Source organism: Sphingomonas sp. PvP056 (genome assembly GCF_040549155.1).
Lineage (GTDB): Bacteria > Pseudomonadota > Alphaproteobacteria > Sphingomonadales > Sphingomonadaceae > Sphingomonas.
In genome coordinates this window covers 40,068-58,656 of record NZ_JBEPST010000006.1, presented here as the reverse complement: position 1 = coordinate 58,656, position 18,589 = coordinate 40,068, and the positions used below count along the sequence as shown (strand labels likewise).

The 18,589-nt window shown below is 65.7% G+C and carries 16 protein-coding genes; 9 read left to right on the top strand and 7 right to left on the bottom strand.

Features of this window, described 5'->3' with window-relative positions; genetic code table 11:
• Nucleotides 1–77: 77 nt before the first annotated feature.
• From ABIC17_RS14620 to ABIC17_RS14605, 4 genes are all read left to right on the top strand, one after another.
• On the top strand, nucleotides 78–2,246 hold the full coding sequence (locus ABIC17_RS14620; RefSeq protein ID WP_502958471.1) for a GH92 family glycosyl hydrolase: 2,169 nt from the start codon (nucleotides 78–80) through the stop codon (nucleotides 2,244–2,246).
• A 134-nt stretch (nucleotides 2,247–2,380) separates the two neighbouring features.
• A complete protein-coding gene (locus ABIC17_RS14615) occupies nucleotides 2,381–2,692 on the top strand; it encodes a hypothetical protein (RefSeq protein ID WP_354282944.1) in 312 nt (103 codons plus the stop codon).
• Nucleotides 2,693–2,783: 91 nt separating this feature from the next.
• Complete coding sequence (locus ABIC17_RS14610; RefSeq protein WP_502958479.1) at nucleotides 2,784–3,545, top strand: hypothetical protein; 762 nt, start codon at nucleotides 2,784–2,786, stop codon at nucleotides 3,543–3,545.
• Between the two features lie 39 nt (nucleotides 3,546–3,584).
• Complete coding sequence (locus tag ABIC17_RS14605) at nucleotides 3,585–3,995, top strand: Rap1a/Tai family immunity protein (protein ID WP_354282940.1); 411 nt, start codon at nucleotides 3,585–3,587, stop codon at nucleotides 3,993–3,995.
• Between the two features lie 22 nt (nucleotides 3,996–4,017).
• Here ABIC17_RS14605 and ABIC17_RS14600 read toward each other — a convergent pair whose 3' ends face one another.
• The 4 genes from ABIC17_RS14600 to ABIC17_RS14585 all read right to left on the bottom strand — a co-directional run bounded on the left by ABIC17_RS14600 (nucleotide 4,018) and on the right by ABIC17_RS14585 (nucleotide 8,440).
• The gene (locus ABIC17_RS14600; RefSeq protein ID WP_354282938.1) at nucleotides 4,018–4,917 is read right to left on the bottom strand and encodes a glycoside hydrolase family protein; all 900 of its coding nucleotides are present in this window, start codon (nucleotides 4,915–4,917) and stop codon (nucleotides 4,018–4,020) included.
• Nucleotides 4,914–5,687, bottom strand: a complete 774-nt coding sequence (locus ABIC17_RS14595) for an SDR family NAD(P)-dependent oxidoreductase (RefSeq protein WP_354282936.1) — start codon at nucleotides 5,685–5,687, stop codon at nucleotides 4,914–4,916. Before ABIC17_RS14595 ends, ABIC17_RS14600 begins: the two co-directional genes overlap by 4 nt.
• A gap of 69 nt (nucleotides 5,688–5,756) precedes the next feature.
• The gene (locus ABIC17_RS14590; RefSeq protein WP_354282934.1) at nucleotides 5,757–6,155 is read right to left on the bottom strand and encodes a PAS domain-containing protein; all 399 of its coding nucleotides are present in this window, start codon (nucleotides 6,153–6,155) and stop codon (nucleotides 5,757–5,759) included.
• Nucleotides 6,155–8,440 (bottom strand): ATP-binding protein, encoded by a 2,286-nt coding sequence (locus ABIC17_RS14585; RefSeq protein WP_354282932.1) that lies wholly within the window; start codon nucleotides 8,438–8,440, stop codon nucleotides 6,155–6,157. The genes ABIC17_RS14590 and ABIC17_RS14585 overlap by 1 nt, the downstream gene beginning before the upstream one ends.
• 156 nt (nucleotides 8,441–8,596) lie before the next feature.
• Between ABIC17_RS14585 and ABIC17_RS14580 the strand changes: the two genes are divergently transcribed.
• Nucleotides 8,597–9,532 (top strand): NAD(P)/FAD-dependent oxidoreductase, encoded by a 936-nt coding sequence (locus ABIC17_RS14580; protein WP_354282930.1) that lies wholly within the window; start codon nucleotides 8,597–8,599, stop codon nucleotides 9,530–9,532.
• Here ABIC17_RS14580 and crtI read toward each other — a convergent pair.
• Nucleotides 9,485–11,158, bottom strand: coding sequence for a phytoene desaturase family protein (gene crtI / locus ABIC17_RS14575; protein WP_354282929.1), 1,674 nt, complete (start codon nucleotides 11,156–11,158; stop codon nucleotides 9,485–9,487). The genes ABIC17_RS14580 and crtI overlap by 48 nt on opposite strands.
• Before the next feature lie 281 nt (nucleotides 11,159–11,439).
• Between crtI and ABIC17_RS14570 the strand changes: the two genes are divergently transcribed.
• From ABIC17_RS14570 to ABIC17_RS14555, 4 genes are read left to right on the top strand one after another with little or no spacing between them, the layout of a single operon-like run.
• A complete protein-coding gene (locus tag ABIC17_RS14570) occupies nucleotides 11,440–11,799 on the top strand; it encodes a PAS domain-containing protein (RefSeq protein ID WP_354282928.1) in 360 nt (119 codons plus the stop codon).
• Nucleotides 11,800–11,805: 6 nt separating this feature from the next.
• A complete protein-coding gene (locus ABIC17_RS14565) occupies nucleotides 11,806–13,107 on the top strand; it encodes a diguanylate cyclase (protein ID WP_354282927.1) in 1,302 nt (433 codons plus the stop codon).
• On the top strand, nucleotides 13,104–14,300 hold the full coding sequence (locus tag ABIC17_RS14560) for an AMP-binding protein (RefSeq protein WP_354282926.1): 1,197 nt from the start codon (nucleotides 13,104–13,106) through the stop codon (nucleotides 14,298–14,300). The genes ABIC17_RS14565 and ABIC17_RS14560 overlap by 4 nt, the downstream gene beginning before the upstream one ends.
• Entirely contained in the window at nucleotides 14,297–15,097 is an 801-nt protein-coding gene (locus ABIC17_RS14555; protein WP_354282924.1) for an EAL domain-containing protein, read from the top strand. The genes ABIC17_RS14560 and ABIC17_RS14555 overlap by 4 nt, the downstream gene beginning before the upstream one ends.
• Here ABIC17_RS14555 and ABIC17_RS14550 read toward each other — a convergent pair.
• Together ABIC17_RS14550 and ABIC17_RS14545 are read right to left on the bottom strand one after the other, a co-directional pair.
• Nucleotides 15,075–16,313 (bottom strand): histidine-type phosphatase, encoded by a 1,239-nt coding sequence (locus tag ABIC17_RS14550; protein WP_354282922.1) that lies wholly within the window; start codon nucleotides 16,311–16,313, stop codon nucleotides 15,075–15,077. The two genes, ABIC17_RS14555 and ABIC17_RS14550, sit on opposite strands and share 23 nt — an antisense overlap.
• 60 nt (nucleotides 16,314–16,373) lie before the next feature.
• Nucleotides 16,374–18,470 (bottom strand): hybrid sensor histidine kinase/response regulator, encoded by a 2,097-nt coding sequence (locus ABIC17_RS14545; protein ID WP_354282920.1) that lies wholly within the window; start codon nucleotides 18,468–18,470, stop codon nucleotides 16,374–16,376.
• Nucleotides 18,471–18,589: the final 119 nt, after the last annotated feature.

Below are 18,589 nucleotides of genomic sequence, written 5' to 3'. Positions count from 1 at the left end.
CTCTGGGTTCCTGCTTTCGCAGGAACACTGAGAAGAATGGTGAACCGAGGTTCGCACGCCCGACGATCGCCCTGGCGATGGTGTTGGCGGCGGTTTGCCCCGCCGTGGCGCAGGATCGCGCGCTGAACGGCCTGGTCGATCCGATGGTCGGCACGGGCAATGACGATCAAGGCGACACGATCCCCGGACCGACGCTGCCCGCAGGGTCGATCCATCCGAGCCCTGAGACGATCAGCACCAACACCAGCAACGCAGGCTACGACCGGGACGCCCCCCTCAGTGGCTTCGCGCAACTGCACACCCAGGGGTCGGGCGGCACGACCAGCTATGGCACTTTCCTCGTCTCGCCGCAGACGGGGGTGCTGGCGATGGCCGAGGCGGACCATCTTTCGCCCAAGAGCAACGAACGGGCAGGGGCGGCTGGTTATTCGGTCCGGCTCGACCGTTATGCGACCGATATCGAGATCGCGCCTGCGCACCACGCCGCTTTATACCGCTTCACCTTCCCGAAAACCGGCGACGCGCATCTGCTGTTCGACGTCACGCGCAAGATCAAGGGCGCGCTCGGCAGCGACGGGGCCGAGGTCACGCTGATTCCGCGCGAGGGAAAGATCGTCGGTCGCGTCCGGTCGAAGGGCTATTGGTCGCCGGCCAAGGTGGACATCTGGTTCGTCGCCAAGGTCGACGCCGTGCCGACAGCCTGGGGGATCGAATCCGCCGGGGTGCGCCAGGATGGCGCGACCACGGCACAGGTGACGGCGGACCGCCCGCTGCGCGCGTGGTGGACCTTCGGCGACCAGGGGCGGAAGCCCGTCACAATGAAGATCGCGGTGTCCTTCACCAGCGCCGAGCGCGCCGAGGCGCTGCTCGATCAGGACGTGCCGGGGTGGGATGTCGCAGCGGTGCGATTGGCGGCGGCGCGCGCCTGGGATGGGGTGCTGTCGAAGGTGACGATCGCCGGTGTTCCCGAAGCGGACAAGCGTCGCTTCTATACCGCGCTTTATCACAGCGCGATCCAGCCGCGCGACCGGACGCAGGATCAGCCCGAGGCCGATCGCAAGACCCCGCTCTACGACGACCACTATACGCTGTGGGATACGTATCACACGCTCTACCCGCTGATGTCGCTGATCCGACCGGCGGAATATGCGGGGGTGATCGGGTCGTTCATCCATAGCTGGGAGCGGTTCGGCGCGGCCGACACGGCGTTCATCGCGGGGCGCAATTTCCACGTCGGCCAGGCGGGTGACGAAGTCGACAATGTGATCGGCGAGGGATTCCTGCGCGGTGTGCCGGGGGTCGACTGGCGCAAGGCGGCGGATGTCGTGCTGTTCAACGCGCACGAACGGCGGCGTCCGCGCTATCTGGTCGACGGGTTCTTCGCGGTCGGGGACCGCAGCCCGGAGGGCGAGCCGCAACGCGCGCGGTCCGGGTCGGCGACCGTCGGGATGGCGCTCAACGATTATTACGCCAGCGTTGTCGCGGCGGGCGCGGGGCGGACGGACGAGGCGGCGGCGCTACGCAAACGCTCCGCCAACTGGCGCAACGTGTGGGACGCGAGTGCGACCAGCGACGGCTATAGCGGCTTCGTGGGACCGCGTTTTGCCGACGGCACGTTCCAGCCGAACGATCCCAAGCGCGGCTGGAATGGCAAGAAGCACGACAATTTCGGGTTCTACGAAGGCACCGGCTGGATCTACTCCTACGCCCCGGTCCACGACATTCCGGGGATGGTCGCGATCATGGGCGGGCGCGAAGCGTTCGTGCGGCGGCTGCAACACGCGTTCGATGCCGGGCTGATCGATTATACCAACGAACCGAGCTTCTCGACCCCGTGGCTGTTCAGCGAGGTCGGGCGCCCCGATCTCGCCAGCTTCTACGCCAACCGGGTGTTCACCCGCTTCACCGCGACCGCCTATCCCGGGGACGAGGACAATGGCGCGATGAGTTCGCATTATGTGTTCAACCGGATCGGCCTGTTCCCCAAGCTCGGCAGCGCGTCCTTCTACCTGCATGCCCCGCACCAGCCGCGCAGTGTCATCACGCTGCCCAACGGTCGCACCTTCAGCATCGTCGCACATGGCTATCGACCGGGCGCGATCTACATTGGCGGTGCAATGCTCAATGGGAAGCGGCTCGACTCCGCGCTGATCGCGCAAGACGACATCCTGAACGGCGGCACGCTTGACCTAAAGTTGACTCGCAAGCCGGGGGACCGGAGTCGTTCACCCCCGGTTCAACACTGACAATTCCACGGTTTTCTGCGGATCTTTACGTGCCTTCGGTCGTATTACGGACACGTTTCGACCAATTGCGATTGCCAACCCGATCCGGCCCGCCTTGGCTTTCGAAACCAAAAACATTGCTAAAAGGTGAGTGTATGCGTCCGAATTTTGCCAAAGCTGCTACTGTCGCGATCATCATGGTCGGCTCGGTTGGGATCAGCGGTTGCGCGACCAAGGGTTACGTCCAGCGCGAGATCGCTACCGTCAACCAGCGCATCGACGGGATCGACGGCCGCGTCCGCACGGTCGAGGGTACGTCGGGTCAGGCGCTGACGCAGGCACAGGCTGCCGCTGGTCAGGCGCAGCAGAATGCCCAGCGCATCGACCAGATCAACGGCCGCGTCGATGGCCTCGACCAGCAGATGCAGCAGCAGGCACAGCGCCAGCAGCGTCGCCCGCGCGGCTGATCACGCTGTCGCAACGCGCTTGCATTGATCGACAGGACTGGTGAACAACGGTTTCGTGTTTACTAGCCTGTCCTTCACCGATCGCTCGGCAATGATAGCTGCTGCGGGGCTGGCGCTGGCTTTGATGCCGGTGCCGCTCGCAGCAGCGATCGTTCCCGCCGCTGCCACCAAAACCACCGCGCCCGCGAAGAGCGGCGTGGCACAAGCGCGCAAGAGTGCCGCCAAGCCTAAGGCCAAATCCAAGACCGTCGCCCCGCCCGTCGTCACGGTACCACTGGTCGAGCCGGTACGGACGGAAGCCGCACAGCGCATGGTCGCCTGGATCGCATCGGCGCACGATAACGGGTCGCTCCCTTACGCGATCATCGACAAGCAGGCGGCATCGCTGTCGCTCTTCTCCGCCAAGGGCGAGTTCCTGGGGGAGACTCCGGTCCTGCTCGGGATCGGCATCGGCGATGATTCGACTCCCGGCGTCGGCGCAAAGGATCTGGCAGACATCGGACCGGCTGAGCGCACGACGCCAGCCGGACGGTTCGTCGCCAAGTTCGGCATGGCGTTCGGGCGACAGCGCGTGCTGTGGGTCGATTATGCCAATTCGGTCGCGCTGCATGCGGTGATCACGACGCACAAGAAGGAACAACGCGTCGAACGGCTGCTGTCGCCGTCGCCCGAGGACAATCGCATCAGCTTCGGCTGCATCAATGTCGGCACCAGTTTCTACACCAAGCAGGTACGACCGCTGTTCCTGAAGAAGGGCGGCGTCGTCTATATCCTGCCCGATACCAAGCCGCTCGAAACCGTCTTTCCGCGCGTGCGGCTGTTGCCGTATCTTGCCGCGTCGGCTGCGCAATAGCGCCATGATGCCGATGCTTGTCCGGTCGAAGGAAACCGTATGATCCTGGCCTTGATCGCGATGATCGCAGCGCCCGTCGAGGCACCGGTGGTGGTCAGCTCGCTGCGAACCGAGCAGCTTGCGGACGCGTGCCGCGGCGAGGATTCGGATTCGACCCCCGGTTTCTGTACGGGCTATATCCTGGGTGCGTTCGACACCTTGTCGATGTCGCGCCAGATCTGCCCTTCGGCAACCAGCGCCTCGACGCTTGAGGCGATCGCCGCCACCCGCAAGTATCTGCGCACGCATCGCAAGGCATGGGACAGCGCGCCCGCGTTCATCGTCCGGGATGCATTGAAGGGGGCTTTCCCGTGCAAGGTCGCGAGCAAGCCAAAGCCAAAGGCCAAACCGGTGACGAAGCCCAAGGCCAAACCCAAGGCCAAAGCTACCCCCAAGAAGCGCAGCGCATAGGCCACGCAGGCCGTCCGTTGCGCTACCGGCGGTATCGTCCGATCAGTGCACGCCGCAGCATCCGGTCTTCCAGCGAATAATAGAGCGCGATGCTGTCGCCCTCCGCCACCGTGGCGGCGGCAAAGGCGATGTCGGTCGCGTCCCGGCGCAGCGGCGGCGGGGGGACGAGCAACGGTTCCAGCCCGCGCCCGGTGATGCGGGTGTAATCCGGACTGAAACTGATCCAGCCGATCCGCCAGCGCGCGTCATGCGTCGCGCCATTGTAGAACATCACGGGGTCGCACCCTGGTGCCGCCCAGATCGGTCCGGTCGACAGATGCCAGTTGTCCCAACTGTCCTCGCGAATGGCGAACGGATCGGGCAGCGTGGTCCATGGTCCGATCTCGCTTGGCCCGCCCGCCATGCCGATTCGCGATGCGCCATTGGCGGCATATTCGTAGAACAGCCGCCAGTCGCCCGCTGCGGTCTGGGCGAGCGTGGCTTCCTTGATGTTGCCCTCGCCGGGCGGCGCCTTCAACGCAACGTCCTGCTTGACCAGCCGGGTCAGATCCTGCCCGCTCGCCAGGATCAGCGACCCTTGCGCACGCGCCGCATCGACCCCGGTGTAATAGACCAGATACCGGTGATCCTCGGTCAGCACGACGGTCGGATCCTCGCAACCGCCGAGATCCTCGCTGCCGGGACCCGGCACGATCGCCAGCCCCGGATCCATCGTGAAGGCGAGCCCGTCCCGGCTTTCGCCGCGCGCGATGATCCCGGTCGGATCGTGCGGCCCCAACGGGTTGGGGACGCCGCGGACCATCATCCGGTACAGGTCGCCCTCGCGCCAAACGAACGGGCTCATCAGGTCCATCCCGTCGACCAGCGACGCGGCGGACAGCGTGACCGTGTCGAGCTGCTCGACGACATAGGCGACCGTCATGCGCCTTGCGCCACGGTCAGCGACAGCGCGCCGTCGATCGTCACGGTGGTGCCGGTGATGTAATCTGCCGCAGGCGACAACAGGAACGTGACCAGTGTGGCGACCTCGTCGGGGCGGCCTGCGCGTTTCCACGGGATCGCGGCTTCCTTGCTCGCGCGTTCCTTGGGATCATCGAGCGCGGACTGGTTCATCGGCGTTAGGATCATGCCCGGTGCCACGCCATTGACCGCAATGCCCTTGGGCGCGAGTTCGAGCGCGAGCGTTGCGGTCAGCTGTGCAAGACCGCCCTTCGCGGAATCGTAATCGGCTCCGCCGGCCCGCGGCGCGCGCTCGTGGATCGACGAAATGTTGACGATCCGGCCCTTGGCGTCGGCGGCTTCGAGCGCGCGGACCATCCGGCGGCAGGTCAGGAAGGGACCGTACAGGTCCGACCGGATAACTTGGTCGAACTGGGTCAGGGGCATGTCGACCAACAGCGTTCCGCGCATGTTGAGCCCCGCCGAATTGACCAGCAGGTTCACCGTGCCGAACGCGTGTTCGGCACGCTCGAACAGCCGGTCGACGGCGCTTTCGTCACCGACATCGGCCTGCACCGCGATCGCCCGCGTATCCCCGCCAATCGCCTTGCAGACGGCGTCGGCTGCTGCCGCATCCTTGAAATAGGTGATGACGACGCGTGCGCCGCCTTCTCCAAGTGCCTTGGCACATGCGGCGCCGATTCCGGATTCGCCGCCGGTCACGATTGCTACTGCGCTGTCGAATGTTCCCATAAATGCCGAACCGGCGACGTCGGGGCTGGTTGCATGAAATCGTCGACACGAAGCGGTTGGTCGCTGTCGCTATTCGCGTCGGAGAAAGATCCAATATCCGCCCGTGCTCGCGGGCTGGACCCGGATATTCAATTCACGGTCCCGATCCTCGAAGTCGCCGATATGCGTGAATTCGAGGTCGAGCGTCCCGGCGGCACTCGCGCGTTCCACCCGACCGCGGAAATCGGGATTGTCCATGCACGGGGCGACCTTGCCGAAGAAGTCCAGCCCGATGCGGTCATGCGACCCGGAACCCGAGAGGCGCCGTTCCGCCGCGCTGTAAAAGGCAACGGTGCCATCGGCGTTCAGCCGGATCGCGCCGAACGGCAAGGCGTCCACGACGGCGGTAGGCAGCGCCTCGACCGCACGCGCCAGAGCGGGCGTGTCGAAGTCCGGCACGCCCGGATCGGTCGGGTCGAACGTTTGCATCAGGGCAGGGCCCTGACCGGTTCGCGACCGAGGACGACTGCGCCGACGACATGGTCGACCATAGTCCCGTCCCCCGAGAACGGCAGCAACAACCGCTCGAACGTTTCGAGATAGCCTTCGCCCAGATCGATCCGCGCGAATTCGTACGACGGCTTGCCGGCGATGGCACACCGTCGATAGGCCGCCTCGCGCGCGGTCAGCGTGTCATTGCCACTCAGCGGCAGGGTTTCGAAGCTGCCGGTACCGAGGACGTGGGTGCCAAGCGCATCGCGCAGCGTGGAGCCGATATGCGTAAAGGTGAATTCGATCGGGCTTTTGCACAGGTCGATCGTCGCCATCACGATACGGTGGGGTTCATGGCAGGCGTCGATCGTGAAGCGTTCGAACAGCGGAATGCCGGTTTGCCCACGGATCGCACGCCAATGTTCGAAGAGCGCCTGCGTGCATTGCGATTTCAGGCGCTGGGCCAACCGGTCCAGGCGTTCCTCGTCCGATGCGCGCTGGCTGGCGGTGTTGAGAACACGGCGGATCGCATATTGCAGGCCGGCCGGGCTGAACGGCTTGTGGAGCACGGTCCCCCCCGCCGGTGCCTGCCAGTCGCTGCCTGCCGTAACGAACAGGCACGGAATGCCGACACCCGACGCCCGGATCGCGGCAGCGAGTTCGATGCCGGACATGTCGGGCATGTCGATGTCGGTCACGACGATATCGACCGACCGGGTCCGCAGCAGATCGAGCGCGGCGCGCGCATCGTTCGCCACCAGCACGTCAAAGCCGAGATCCGACAATCCTTCGCTGAGAATCTGGGCCAGGTCGCGGTCTTCGTCGACGAGCAGGATCGTCTCGAAGGCGGCCCCCGGTGGTGCGTCGCCGATCGGGTCGTCCTGGGGGGCGCTCGGTGCGCAACTACCCGCGCGCGCGCGCGGCAGATAGAGCGAGAACGTCGTGCCCGCCCCGACGTGGCTCTCGATGCGCAGCGCACCGCCAGCCTGCTGGATGAAGCGTTGCACCATCGCCAGACCGAGACCAGTGCCCTTGCCGCGCGCCTTGGTGGTGAAGAAAGGCTCGGTCACGCGCTGCAACGTTTCGCTGTCCATGCCGGGGCCATTGTCCGCGACGCTGACGAGAACCGCATCCTTGCCCTCCAGTTCGGGCGGATGCAGCGGTGTATCGGCCAGGCAGTTGCGCACCGCGATGCGCACTTCGCCGCCGCCCCGCATCGCGTCGCTCGCATTATGGGCAAGATTGAGCAACGCGGACTGCAATTGTGTCGCATCGACGAGCGCGGGCCAAGCATCGGGCGCGCAATCGATCACCAGCGCGACGGTACGGCGAACGCCATACGCGAGCAGATCCGATATCTCGGCAATCGCCGCTGCGAGGTCGACCGGCTGCGGGTCCACCTCCTGCAACCGGGCGAAGGCCAGCAACTGACGGATCAGCGTCGCCCCGCGCTCGGCGGCGCGCTGGCCCATGGCGACCACCTGACGGATGCGCGGGTCCTCCGTGCGATGATCGATGATCGCGAACCCCCCTAGGACGGCACCGAGGATATTGTTGAAATCATGTGCGATCCCCGACGTCAGCTGGCCGACGGTTTCGAGCTTCTGGCTCTGCAGCTGCGCCGCCTGCATCGCCTCGCGGCGGGCGATCTCGGACGACAATCGCATATTGGCGCGGTTGAGCGCAGCGGTACGGTCGCGCACGCGCCGTTCGAGGTCGGTGGTCAGGTCGCGGAGTTGCGCCTCGCGCTCTTCCAGGGTCCGCATCCAGTGCGCGCGCTCGGCCGGATCGTGGCAGTAGCAGACGACGCCATAGGAGGAATCGGGCAGCATGACGCGGTCGATCCGCCAGTCCTGCATCTGACGTGCAGCGCGGTGATCACAGCTCGCGGGGGCTTCATAGGAAACGCCGGTTTCCAGAGTGCGGCGGAACTGCGCGATCGCGACATCGGCTAGCGGTCCGGGCCAGATCGCGTGGAGGATCTCGGCAAGCGGACGTCCGATCGCGGGATGGACGGGTTCGAACATCGGGCGTGCGCCACGGCTGACGATGCGGAGCACCAGGTCGGCATCGACCAGATAGACGCCGAACGGATCATTGGCGATCACCGCCTCGACTGTCTTGACCTGCCGCTGGAGCACGACCTGTTCGGGATCGATCAGCATGGCTTCGCGGAGAGCGGCGGGCGCGCGAGTCCGGGCCGCCTGATCCGGCAGCAACGCGCGATCGCCATCGGTGCTCGTCCCCTGGACCACCCCTCCGCTCCCGTCGGATTGAACCATGACCGTAACGATGGCGCAGGCGCGCGGGTTTTGCCATGACCGAATGCGTTACTAACACCAATGAACGAAGCGTTACCGAAGCGGCGATCGGTGGTTCCGGGCGTTACGATCCCACGCCGCCGGAACGACCGGGGATGCAAAAGGACTGTATATCCAATGAGAATCGCGATCGTCGGTGCCGGGATTGCCGGTCTGTCTTGTGCGCACGCGCTGCAGACGGGCGGACACACCGTCTCCGTGTTCGACAAGGGGCGCGGGCCCGGGGGACGGATGGCGACCCGGCGGGTCGATAGCGCGCCCGGCACCATCGCGTTCGACCACGGTGCACAATATTTCACGGCGCGCGATCCGGCGTTCGTCCAAGCCGTCGCGCGCTGGTCGGCGGACGGCGTTGCGGCCCGCTGGCCCGCTGCGGGGGAGGATGCATGGGTCGGCACGCCCGGCATGAACGCACTGGTCAAGGCGATCGCGCAGGATCTGGACGTCGCGTGGAACAGCCGCGTCGAGGCAATCACGAGCAGCGATGGGGGGTGGCGGCTTGATCCAGTCTCCGATGCGCTGTTCGATGCGGTGGTGGTGGCAACCCCGGCGGAACAGGCGGTCGGTCTGCTGGAGCCGCATGACGCGACGATGGCGGCGGCTGCGCGGGGCTGTCCGTCCGAACCGTGCTGGACCGCGATGGTCGCGTTCGCCGAGCGGATCTCGGTTCCCGCGGACGTCCTCCGGGATCGCGGCATCATCGGCTGGGCCGCGCGCAACAGTGCGAAGCCGGGACGGGACGGACCCGAAGCCTGGGTGATCCAGGCGAACCCGGACTGGTCGCGCGCGCATCTCGAGGAAGCGGTGGACGGCGTCGTGGATTCAATGCTGTCCGCGCTTGCCGCCGAAGCCGAAGCACCGTTGCCCGAGGCGACCGTGCGGATCGGCCACCGCTGGCGCTATGCGCGCGTCCGCGCGCGCGACGACGGTGCGGTGTGGGATGCAAACCGCGGGATCGGCGCGGTCGGCGATTGGCTGCTCGGACCGCGCGTCGAGAGCGCCTGGTTATCCGGCCGAAAACTCGCCGACCAGATCCTCGCGCCCGCGGGCTGAGCCTGCGCTGGCCGCCGGCATCCCCGCGACGATCCGCTGATCGACCTGATAATCGCGCGCGATCTCGCGCGCGGTCATCTTGGCGGACATCATCACCGACGGAGTCCCGCCGCCCGGCTGCGTTCCCTGACCGACGAGATACAGGTTCGCGATATCCTCGCTGCGGTTGTGCGGGCGGAAGAACGCGGTCTGCGTCAGGCGTGGCTCGACGCCGAAGCCGTTGCCCGCATAGGCGCCGAGCGTCTGCTCGAAATAATCGGGCGTGACGAAGCTGCTATACACCAGCCGCTCGCGCAGGCCGGGGATGTAGCCCCGGTCATCGAGGAAGTTCAGCACCTTCTCGGCAAACCCGTCGCCGACCGCATCCCAGTCGACATCGCCAAGCGTGTTCGGCACGGGGATCAGCGTATAGGCGGCATGATGCCCCGGGGGCGCGAGGCTCGGGTCGGTCAACGTCGGGACATGCAGATATTGCGAGAAGTCCTCGGCGAGGATCTTGCGCTCGAAGATGTCGGTCAGCAGTTCCTCGTAGCGCGGCCCGAGGATGATGTTGTGATGCCGCACATCGGGGTCGCCGTCGCGCTTTTCATAGCCGAAGTAGATCACCATCAGCGACATGCTCTGCTTGCGGAACTTGACCACCGCGTCGCGATTGATCCGCCGGTGCGCCTTGTCGATCAGCTTGAGATAGGTGGTGGCATAGTCGCCGTTCGAGACGACGAGGTCCGCCGCCAGCGTCTCGCCCGATGCGAGCGTCACGCCGGTCGCGACCCGCTTTCCGCCGCGCTTCTCGACCTCGATCCGCTCGACCTTTGCGTTGAGCCGGACCGTCCCACCCAGTTCCTCGAGCTTGACGACGAGCGCCTTTACCAGCGCGCCCGTGCCGCCCATCGCGTAATGAATGCCCCAGGTCTTCTCGACGAAGTGGATCATCGCGTAGATCGCGGGGACCTTGAGCGGATTGCCGCCGATCAGCAGCGGTTCGAAGCTGAACACCTGCCGCATCTTGTCGCTCTTGAAGTACTTGCTGATCAGCGAGAACAGCGGCTGGATCGCACCGAGCTTGAGCAAATCGGGGACCACCCCGACCATCGACCCGAGGCTCCCGAAATAGGTGTAGCCGAGCTCGAGGAACCCGCGCTGGAAGATCTTCCGCGCTGCTTCGTGGAAGCGTTCGTAGCCCTCGAGATCCTCGGGCGCGAGCCGCGCGATCTGCGCACGCACGTTGACCGGGTCGGCGTCGTAATCGAAGAAGGTGTCGTCGTCGAAATAGATCCGGTAGAACGGCAGCACCGGCACGATGTCGAGATAGCGGCTGGTATTGGGGCCACCGCTGATTCCGGAGGTGATTCGCTTCTCGTCGAGGACGTCCTGCGGAAAATCGGGCGCGGCGAGCATCGCCACGTCGCGTTCGAGCGAGAACAGTTCCTCGATGAAATGCGGCACAGTCAGCACCGTCGGTCCCATGTCGAAGGTGAACCCCTCGGCGCGGCGGACGTAGGCACGCCCCCCGACATCATCGAGCTGTTCAACGATCTGCGTATCAAAGCCGAGGCTCTGCAACCGGATCGCACAGGCGATGCCCCCGATGCCCGAGCCGATTACGATCGCGGTACGCCGTGTCATGGATGGCCGTCTCTTTGTCAGAACGTGGGGAAGGGCAATATCGTCAGTCGATTCACCCATGTTCTAGCGCAGGACGACCAGAAAGGAATGCGGCGAAACCACCGGAACACGGCGTCGAACGCCTGAACAACCATCTCCCGATAGATGTGCCTCGGAGCGGCGATCCGCAAGCCCCGTACGATCATCCCGCAGGCCGGCCAGCGACCGCCGATCATGTGAACACGCAAAGTTAACCCTCGGTTTGTAATGAAGAAAAGCTTAGCCGAGTGAGGGTAGTATCTGTGTCCACAGCGTTTGATGAAATCGATTTGCATACGCTTGCGCGGATGCCGCTGGAACAGGTGGATCACCTGCCGTTCGGGGTCGTCGGGCTGGACTCGGAAAACCTCGTCGTCGTCTACAGCGCAGCCGAGGCCCGGATGGCGGGACTCGACCGTGATTCGGTGATCGGCGCGCCGTTCTTCGACGCGGTCGCGCAATGCATGAACAATTTCATGGTCGCGCAGCGCTTCGAGGATGAAGCCGAGCTCGACGAGATCGTTCCCTATGTGCTGACGCTGCGGATGCGCCCGACGCGGGCGCTGCTACGATTGCTGGCGGCCCCCGACGCGCCGCTGAACTACATCCTTATCGAACGGTGAGGCGATATGGCGGAGGATCTGCAAAGGGATAACGAGCAACTGCTCGAATTTCTCTACGCCTGCCCGGTCGGACTGGTCGAATTCGATGCAACGGGCACGATCACGATGATCAACCCGCACGCGATGAAGCATCTGCTGCCCGTCGCGGGATTGCGCGACCCGGGCAATCTGTTCGCGATGCTGGAGGGCTGTGCGCCCGAATTGCGCAACCTGTTCGTCGATTATCCCAAGGATCGCGGGCCGATCTGCGAAGGGCATCGCATCGCCGTCGACATGGCGACCGGGCGAAACGGCAAGGATCCCAAGGTGCTGGCGTGCACGCTGGTCAAGCTCGGCCCGAATCGCGCGATGGCGACTTTTGCCGACATCACCGTGCAGGTCGCGCAGGAACGCCGCCTCAAGCAGAGCGAGACGTGGTTCGGATCGCTGATCAACGCGGTCAACGATTATGCCGTGCTGTCGATTACCGCGGACGGAACGATCGACGGCGCGAACGCGGCGTTCACCCGGCAAAGCGGGCGCGCGGTCGAGGACGTGACCGGGATGCCGCTCGACCGGATCCTCGACGTCGCGACCGGGTTCGGCGCGATGACGCTGGAAGATCAGTTGCGGCTCGCGCAGCGGGACGGGTGGTATCTCGACGAAAGCTGGCAGGAACGCAGCAGCGGCGAACGCTACTGGTGCCAACGTCTGTTCGCGGTCCGGCCGGCGCATGACGAGACGCAGGCGCACGGCTATTTCGTCGTGTTGCGCGATGTCGCGCGCGACCGGTCTGACACGTCCGACCTGCGGCGGATGTTGCTGTTCGATCATCTCACGGGGGCGGCCAACCGGACGCATTTCCTGCAACTGTTCGAACGCGAACAGCGGCGCTGGCGGGAGGACCGCCAGCCGTTGTCGTTGGTTTTGCTGGATGTCGACTTTTTCAAGTCGGTCAACGACGCACATGGTCACCCGACCGGCGACGTGGTGCTGAAGCAACTGGCGCAGATTTGCACCGCGACGCTGCGCCCCTCCGACCTGTTTGCGCGGTTGGGTGGGGAAGAGTTCGCGGCACTGTTGCCCAATACGCCGCTCAACCAGGCGATCGCCATGGCGGATCGCCTGCGTGCGGCAGTGGAAGCGATGGTCGTCTCCACCGCGGCAGGTCCGTTGCGGATCACCGCGAGTTTCGGCTGCGCCACCGCGACCGAGGCGTGCGGGACGGTGGACGGACTGATCGGGCTCGCCGACGTCCAGCTGTATGCCGCCAAGCATGCCGGGCGAAACCGCGTCTACGGGCGCGCCGGCCACGCGGCGACGGCATGACCGGTATGGCCCTCACGCGCACGGCGCTGCGCCGGATCGTCGCATCGCTGATCGCGGACGAAACGAACCGCTCACGCGGGCGGATGGGCGGCAACGGGGGATTCGTGCGGATCGAGGATCCCGCCGACTGGGCTGACGATCGCGCGCTGTCGGTCGGCGGTTTGCCGCTCGACTCGCTCGAAATCGTCAATGCGGGGGCCGCGCTGTACGAGATGTTCGGACTCGAAGCGCTCGAAACGGATCCGCGCCGCGGGGCACCGGCGACGGTCGGCCACTGGCTCGACGATATCTCCACGGTCCTGCACCGCCAGGATCCAAATCTGACCCTGATGACCTCGGGATCGACCGGACGCGCCAAGCCGTGCGTCCACGCGATCGCCGATTTGCAGGCGGAGGCGGCCTATTTCGCGACCGTTCTCCCCGCCGTCCGCCGTGTCGTCGCGCTGGTTCCGGCGCACCATATCTACGGGATGATCTGGACCGCGCTGCTGCCCGAAGCGCTGGGCGTTCCGGTGGTCGTGGCATCGGTGCTGGCGCTGCCGCGGCTCGAAGCAGGGGACCTGATCGTCGCGGTGCCCGATCATTGGGGGGCGCTGCTGCGGTCGATCCGGCGCTGGCCCGCGGGCATCTGCGGGATCAGTGCCGGCGCCCGGCTCGCCGATGCGCTGGCAGGGGATTTGCGCAGCGCCGGGCTCGAGCGGTTGTGCGACGTCTATGGCGCATCCGAGGCGGGTGGGATCGCGCTCCGCGACGCGCCGGACGCGCCTTATCGGTTGCTCCCGCGCTGGCAGTTCGCGACGCCGATCAACGGGGCGGAAGCGGTGATCATCGATGCGTCCGGCCGGGAGGTGTTGCTGCCGGACCGGCTTTCGATCGCGCTCGACCACAGTTTCGCGGTGGACGGGCGGCGCGACGGGGCAGTGCAGGTCGGCGGCATCAACGTCTGGCCGGAACAGGTCGCTGCCGTCCTGCGGCGGTATGCCGGGGTTGCCGACTGTACCGTTCGGTTGAGCGAGCAGAACCGGCTGAAAGCCTTCGTCGTGCCTGCCGAGACGGATGACGAGGACACCTTGCTCGTACGAATTTCCGAATATGTTCAAAGAGTTCTGCTTCCCGAACAGCGTCCGACCGCCTATGTATTCGGGGCAACCCTGCCGAGGAATGCTTTGGGCAAGGTGTGCGACTGGGCATGAGCTTTATGCAACCGAACGCCTTTCCTGTCCCGGCGGATACACCGCGAACCCGCTGTGACGGGTGTCGTGACGGCACCGCGCTCCCGTTCGACTTCACGATGGCGTTCCAGCCAATTTTCGACGTTACCGCCGGTCGGGTGTGGGGGTATGAAGCGCTCGTCCGCGGGACCGCGGGGGAGGGGGCGGGTTTCGTCCTGGGGCAGGTCGGACCCGAGCTCGTCTATGGGTTCGACCAGGCATGCCGGGTGCGCGCGGTCGAACTCGCGGGGCGGCTGTTTCCGCCGGATCCACATGTGAAACTGTCGATCAATTTCATGCCGAACGCGGTCTATGAGCCCAACGCCTGCATCCGGGCGACGCTGGCGGCAGCGGCGCGCGTTGGGTTTGACCCCAATCGGCTGATGTTCGAATTCACCGAGAACGAGAGGATGCAGGACGTTGCGCATCTCCGCCGGATCATCGCGGCCTATCGCGCGCAGGGGTTCACGACCGCACTCGACGATTTCGGCGCGGGCTATGCCGGGCTGAGCCTGCTCACGGAGTTGAAGCCCGACCTGCTCAAGATCGACATGGCGTTGATCCGCGAGATCGACCTTTCGGCGACCAAACGCGCCATCGTCGGCGCGGTGGTGACGCTCGCACGTGACCTCGGGATCGTGCTGCTCGCCGAGGGGATCGAAACCGCGGAGGAACTGGCGGTCGTGCGATCGTTCGGGATCGATCTGTGCCAGGGGTATCTGCTCGGACGCCCGGCGTTCGACATTGCCGAGGAAACTACCCCTTCAGTTTTCGGGTGAAGGCGTCGAGCGTGCAGAGCCCGATCACGCCGCGCGCGCGACAGCCGGCGATCGGCAACACCCGACGATAGGGTGCGCGCGCGGTGCCCGCCCGCAGTTCGGCCAGCGATTGCGCGCGGTAACTGGCGCGGACGAAGACGTTACCTGTGGCGTCACGCAATCGTTCGAGCAGGATCGCACCACCGGGAACGGGATCATCCGCCGCGATCCCCGGCACGCGCCAGTGCAGCCCGAGCAGTCCGCCCAGATTGGCGATGTTGGTGTCATGCCCCAAAATCATCGCAACCCGCGGCGCATCGGGTGCCGGGTCGGTCAACCAACCGAGGATGCGCGGCGACAGGCCGGCCATGTTACGCGCCGCCAGATAGGGTGGCCGCGCGAGCAGCCCGAACTCGAGCGCGTGGAACGCGCCGAAGTCGGTGACGTCCTGTGCGCTGACGCGACCCCAGCCGACCTCCGCGGCGGGTTTGCCATCGGCATATTCGAGTAACAGGATCTGCGCCGCGGTCGATGCTTGGTCGAGCGCGCCGCCGAGCTTGGGGCGCGATCGTTCGGTTGCGGGCAGGATCGTCGTCGGGTCCTTCGCCACGCCGCATGCGATGGGTACGGTCGCGCGCCCGCACAGCGCGGCGTCGAGCCGGGCAAGCAGCGGTCGCATGCGTGCTTCCACCGCCGCAATGCCGCCGGGGCCAATCGCTGCATCGACCGCCGCCTTGGCCCGTGCCGGATCGAGGGGCACGTGGCCGCCGTCGATCTGCGAGAATAACGAGTCGGTGGTGCCCTCTGGCGCGTGTTCGATCGCAAGCCCGCACCCGGGCGCGATGCCGCGCGCATAGTGTTCGGCGGTCGCGATCGTGCGCTGGTCGCTATCGGCGAGCAGAGCGACCTTCGCGCCACAACCGCGCGACGGCAGTAGCCCTGCCGATGTGAACACCGCGCGGTCCGACGCGGCGATCGCCTCGACCGCGACCGCGCCGTGCGGGGTCAGCCAGCCCGGCGCGACCGGCCAGGCGGGCCACGGATCACGCGCAACGCCTTGCGGCATTGGCTGGGCCTTGGTGGGGGGGCGGATGCCGTGACGCATTACGACGACCACACGGTCCACGCGCAGACCCGCAGGCACCTGCGGACGTGCCGCGGCGGTGGTTGCGTGCAGCGCGATCAGGCCGACCGCCAGCTTCAGCCATGTCGCGCCCCAGCGCAGTCCCATCGTCATTCGCAGTCTCCCGTCCCCGCGCCTTGCCTGTACCATGTTACAGGCGTGCGGCGGTCGGGCTCAGGCGGCCATCATGTCCGCGACCTTGGTCATCAACTGATGCAGCGAGAACGGCTTGGTCAGCAATTCCATCCCGGGTTCGAGATGCTTGTCCCCCAGCGCGGCATGTTCGGCATATCCGGTGATGAACAGCACTTTGAGGTCGGGGCGGAGCAGCCGGGCGATATCCGCGACCTGGCGCCCGTTCATCCCATTGGGCAGGCCGACGTCGGTGATCAACAGATCGATCCGGGCGCCCGACTGGAGCACCTTCACCCCCGCCGCACCGTCCGCCGCGCCAATCACGGTATAGCCGACCTCGTCCAGGATCTCGTCGATGAGATGCCGGATGCTGGCTTCGTCGTCGACCAGCAGGATCGTCCCCCCGGTGGCGTTCGCCACGGTCGTGCCGGTGGGCGCATCGTCCTGTGGCACCGCTGGCCCCTCATGCTGCGGCAGATAGACGGAGATCGTCGATCCCTTGCCGAGTTCGGACAGGATTCGCACCTGTCCGCCCGATTGCCGGGCAAACCCATAGATCATCGACAGCCCAAGACCAGTGCCCTGACCGATCGGCTTGGTGGTGAAGAACGGTTCGAAGGCATGGTCGATCGTTTCGGCGGACATGCCCGTGCCGGTATCGGTGACGCTTACCCGGACATAGGCTCCGGGTGGCAGGTCATGCTCGAGCGCATCGGCTGCATCCAGCCAGACATTGGCGGTGTCGATCGTCAGGGCACCGCCATTGGGCATGGCGTCGCGCGCGTTGATGCACAGGTTGAGCAGCGCATTCTCGAACTGGGTCGGATCGATCATCGTGGTCCACAGGTCGGGCGGGCCGACGACGTTGATCCTGGTCGCGGGGCCGACGGTTCGCCGCACCAGATCCTCCATCCCGGCAATCAGGCGGTTGATGTCGGTCGGGCGTGGATCGAGCGTCTGGCGGCGGGAAAAGGCGAGCAGGCGTTGCGTCAGCGAGGCTGCGCGGCGGCCGGCATGTTGGGCCGCGGTGATGAAGCGTTCGACATCGTCGACCCGTCCGCGCGCGATCCGCAGTTCGAGCAATTCCAGATTGCCCATCACCCCGGTCAACAGGTTGTTGAAGTCGTGCGCGATGCCGCCCGTCAGCTGGCCGACAGCTTCCATCTTCTGCGCCTGACGCAGTTGTCCTTCGGCTGCCTCCAGAGCGCGTGCCTGGACCTTTACCTCGGTTGCATCGCGCCCGACCGCGATGATCTTGCCGTCGCCCGGACCCGCATTCCATTCGATGTCACGATAGCTTCCATCCTTGTGGCGGTAGCGGTTGGCGAAGCGCGCGACGACTTCACCTTCGCTGATCCCGCGCGCGCCCGCGATCGTGTTGTCCAGATCGTCGGGGTGGATGAAGTCGAACAGGGGCCGCCCGATCAACTCGGTCCCGGACCAGCCGAGCACGCGCGTCCAGGCCGGATTGACCGCCTCGATCGTGCCGTCGAAGCCCGCGATCAGCATGATATCCGACGACAATTGCCACAACCGGTTCCGGTCTGCGGTGCGTTCGGCGACTTGCTGTTCAAGCGTAGCGTTCAGATCGAGCAGATCCGCCTGCGCGCGCAGCAACGCCGCGTCGCTGAGCACGCGGTCGGTCGTCTCGTTGGTCAGGATGAAGAGACCCGCAATATCCCCGTCGCCCTCGAGGATGCGCGAATAGGAAAAGGAGAACCACGTGTCGGCGGCACCGCGGTCGGTATCGAGTTTCCACGGCAGATCGTTGAACCGCTGGCTGCGTCCGGCGAACGCATCGTCGATGATCGGTTTGGCCTGCTCCCAGCCGTCCGCCCAGACCTCGTGGAACGGGGAGCCCATCGCCCAGGCCACGCGCGGGCCGAGCAGCGGAATGTACGTCTCGTTGAAGAAGAAACTTAGCGTGTCCTTTCCCCAGGCAAGGATCATCGATTCGGGCGAATTGAGGATCAGGCTGAGGTTGGACTTGAGAATGTCGGGCCAGTCCGCCGGCTGCCCGAGCGGATGATCGGACCAGTCGCGCGCGAGAATCAGGCGCGTCGCCGCACCACCACCCGCGAGGAAGCGCAGGTTCTGCGCCAGCGGCAGAGGGTCCCGAACATCGATCGTGATCATGATACGCTCATACAGACAGGAACAAGTGGACGCGCGTTTAAAAAAGCGCGTTTGAACAGGGGCATAGCAGAGGTCGCGGCGATATCCACGATGGATGCGAAAAGGGGCCCGGATTGCTC

Excerpts from the sequence above, each read along its gene's own strand:
- ABIC17_RS14620 (WP_502958471.1), top strand. The coding sequence starts at position 78 with ATGGTGTTGGCGGCGGTTTGCCCCGCCGTGGCGCAGGATCGCGCGCTG.
- ABIC17_RS14615 (WP_354282944.1), top strand. The coding sequence starts at position 2,381 with ATGCGTCCGAATTTTGCCAAAGCTGCTACTGTCGCGATCATCATGGTC.
- ABIC17_RS14610 (WP_502958479.1), top strand. The coding sequence starts at position 2,784 with ATGATAGCTGCTGCGGGGCTGGCGCTGGCTTTGATGCCGGTGCCGCTC.
- ABIC17_RS14605 (WP_354282940.1), top strand. The coding sequence starts at position 3,585 with ATGATCCTGGCCTTGATCGCGATGATCGCAGCGCCCGTCGAGGCACCG.
- ABIC17_RS14600 (WP_354282938.1), bottom strand. The coding sequence starts at position 4,917 with ATGACGGTCGCCTATGTCGTCGAGCAGCTCGACACGGTCACGCTGTCC.
- ABIC17_RS14595 (WP_354282936.1), bottom strand. The coding sequence starts at position 5,687 with ATGGGAACATTCGACAGCGCAGTAGCAATCGTGACCGGCGGCGAATCC.
- ABIC17_RS14590 (WP_354282934.1), bottom strand. The coding sequence starts at position 6,155 with ATGCAAACGTTCGACCCGACCGATCCGGGCGTGCCGGACTTCGACACG.
- ABIC17_RS14585 (WP_354282932.1), bottom strand. The coding sequence starts at position 8,440 with ATGGTTCAATCCGACGGGAGCGGAGGGGTGGTCCAGGGGACGAGCACC.
- ABIC17_RS14580 (WP_354282930.1), top strand. The coding sequence starts at position 8,597 with ATGAGAATCGCGATCGTCGGTGCCGGGATTGCCGGTCTGTCTTGTGCG.
- crtI (WP_354282929.1), bottom strand. The coding sequence starts at position 11,158 with ATGACACGGCGTACCGCGATCGTAATCGGCTCGGGCATCGGGGGCATC.
- ABIC17_RS14565 (WP_354282927.1), top strand. The coding sequence starts at position 11,806 with ATGGCGGAGGATCTGCAAAGGGATAACGAGCAACTGCTCGAATTTCTC.
- ABIC17_RS14560 (WP_354282926.1), top strand. The coding sequence starts at position 13,104 with ATGACCGGTATGGCCCTCACGCGCACGGCGCTGCGCCGGATCGTCGCA.
- ABIC17_RS14555 (WP_354282924.1), top strand. The coding sequence starts at position 14,297 with ATGAGCTTTATGCAACCGAACGCCTTTCCTGTCCCGGCGGATACACCG.
- ABIC17_RS14550 (WP_354282922.1), bottom strand. The coding sequence starts at position 16,313 with ATGACGATGGGACTGCGCTGGGGCGCGACATGGCTGAAGCTGGCGGTC.
- ABIC17_RS14545 (WP_354282920.1), bottom strand. The coding sequence starts at position 18,470 with ATGATCACGATCGATGTTCGGGACCCTCTGCCGCTGGCGCAGAACCTG.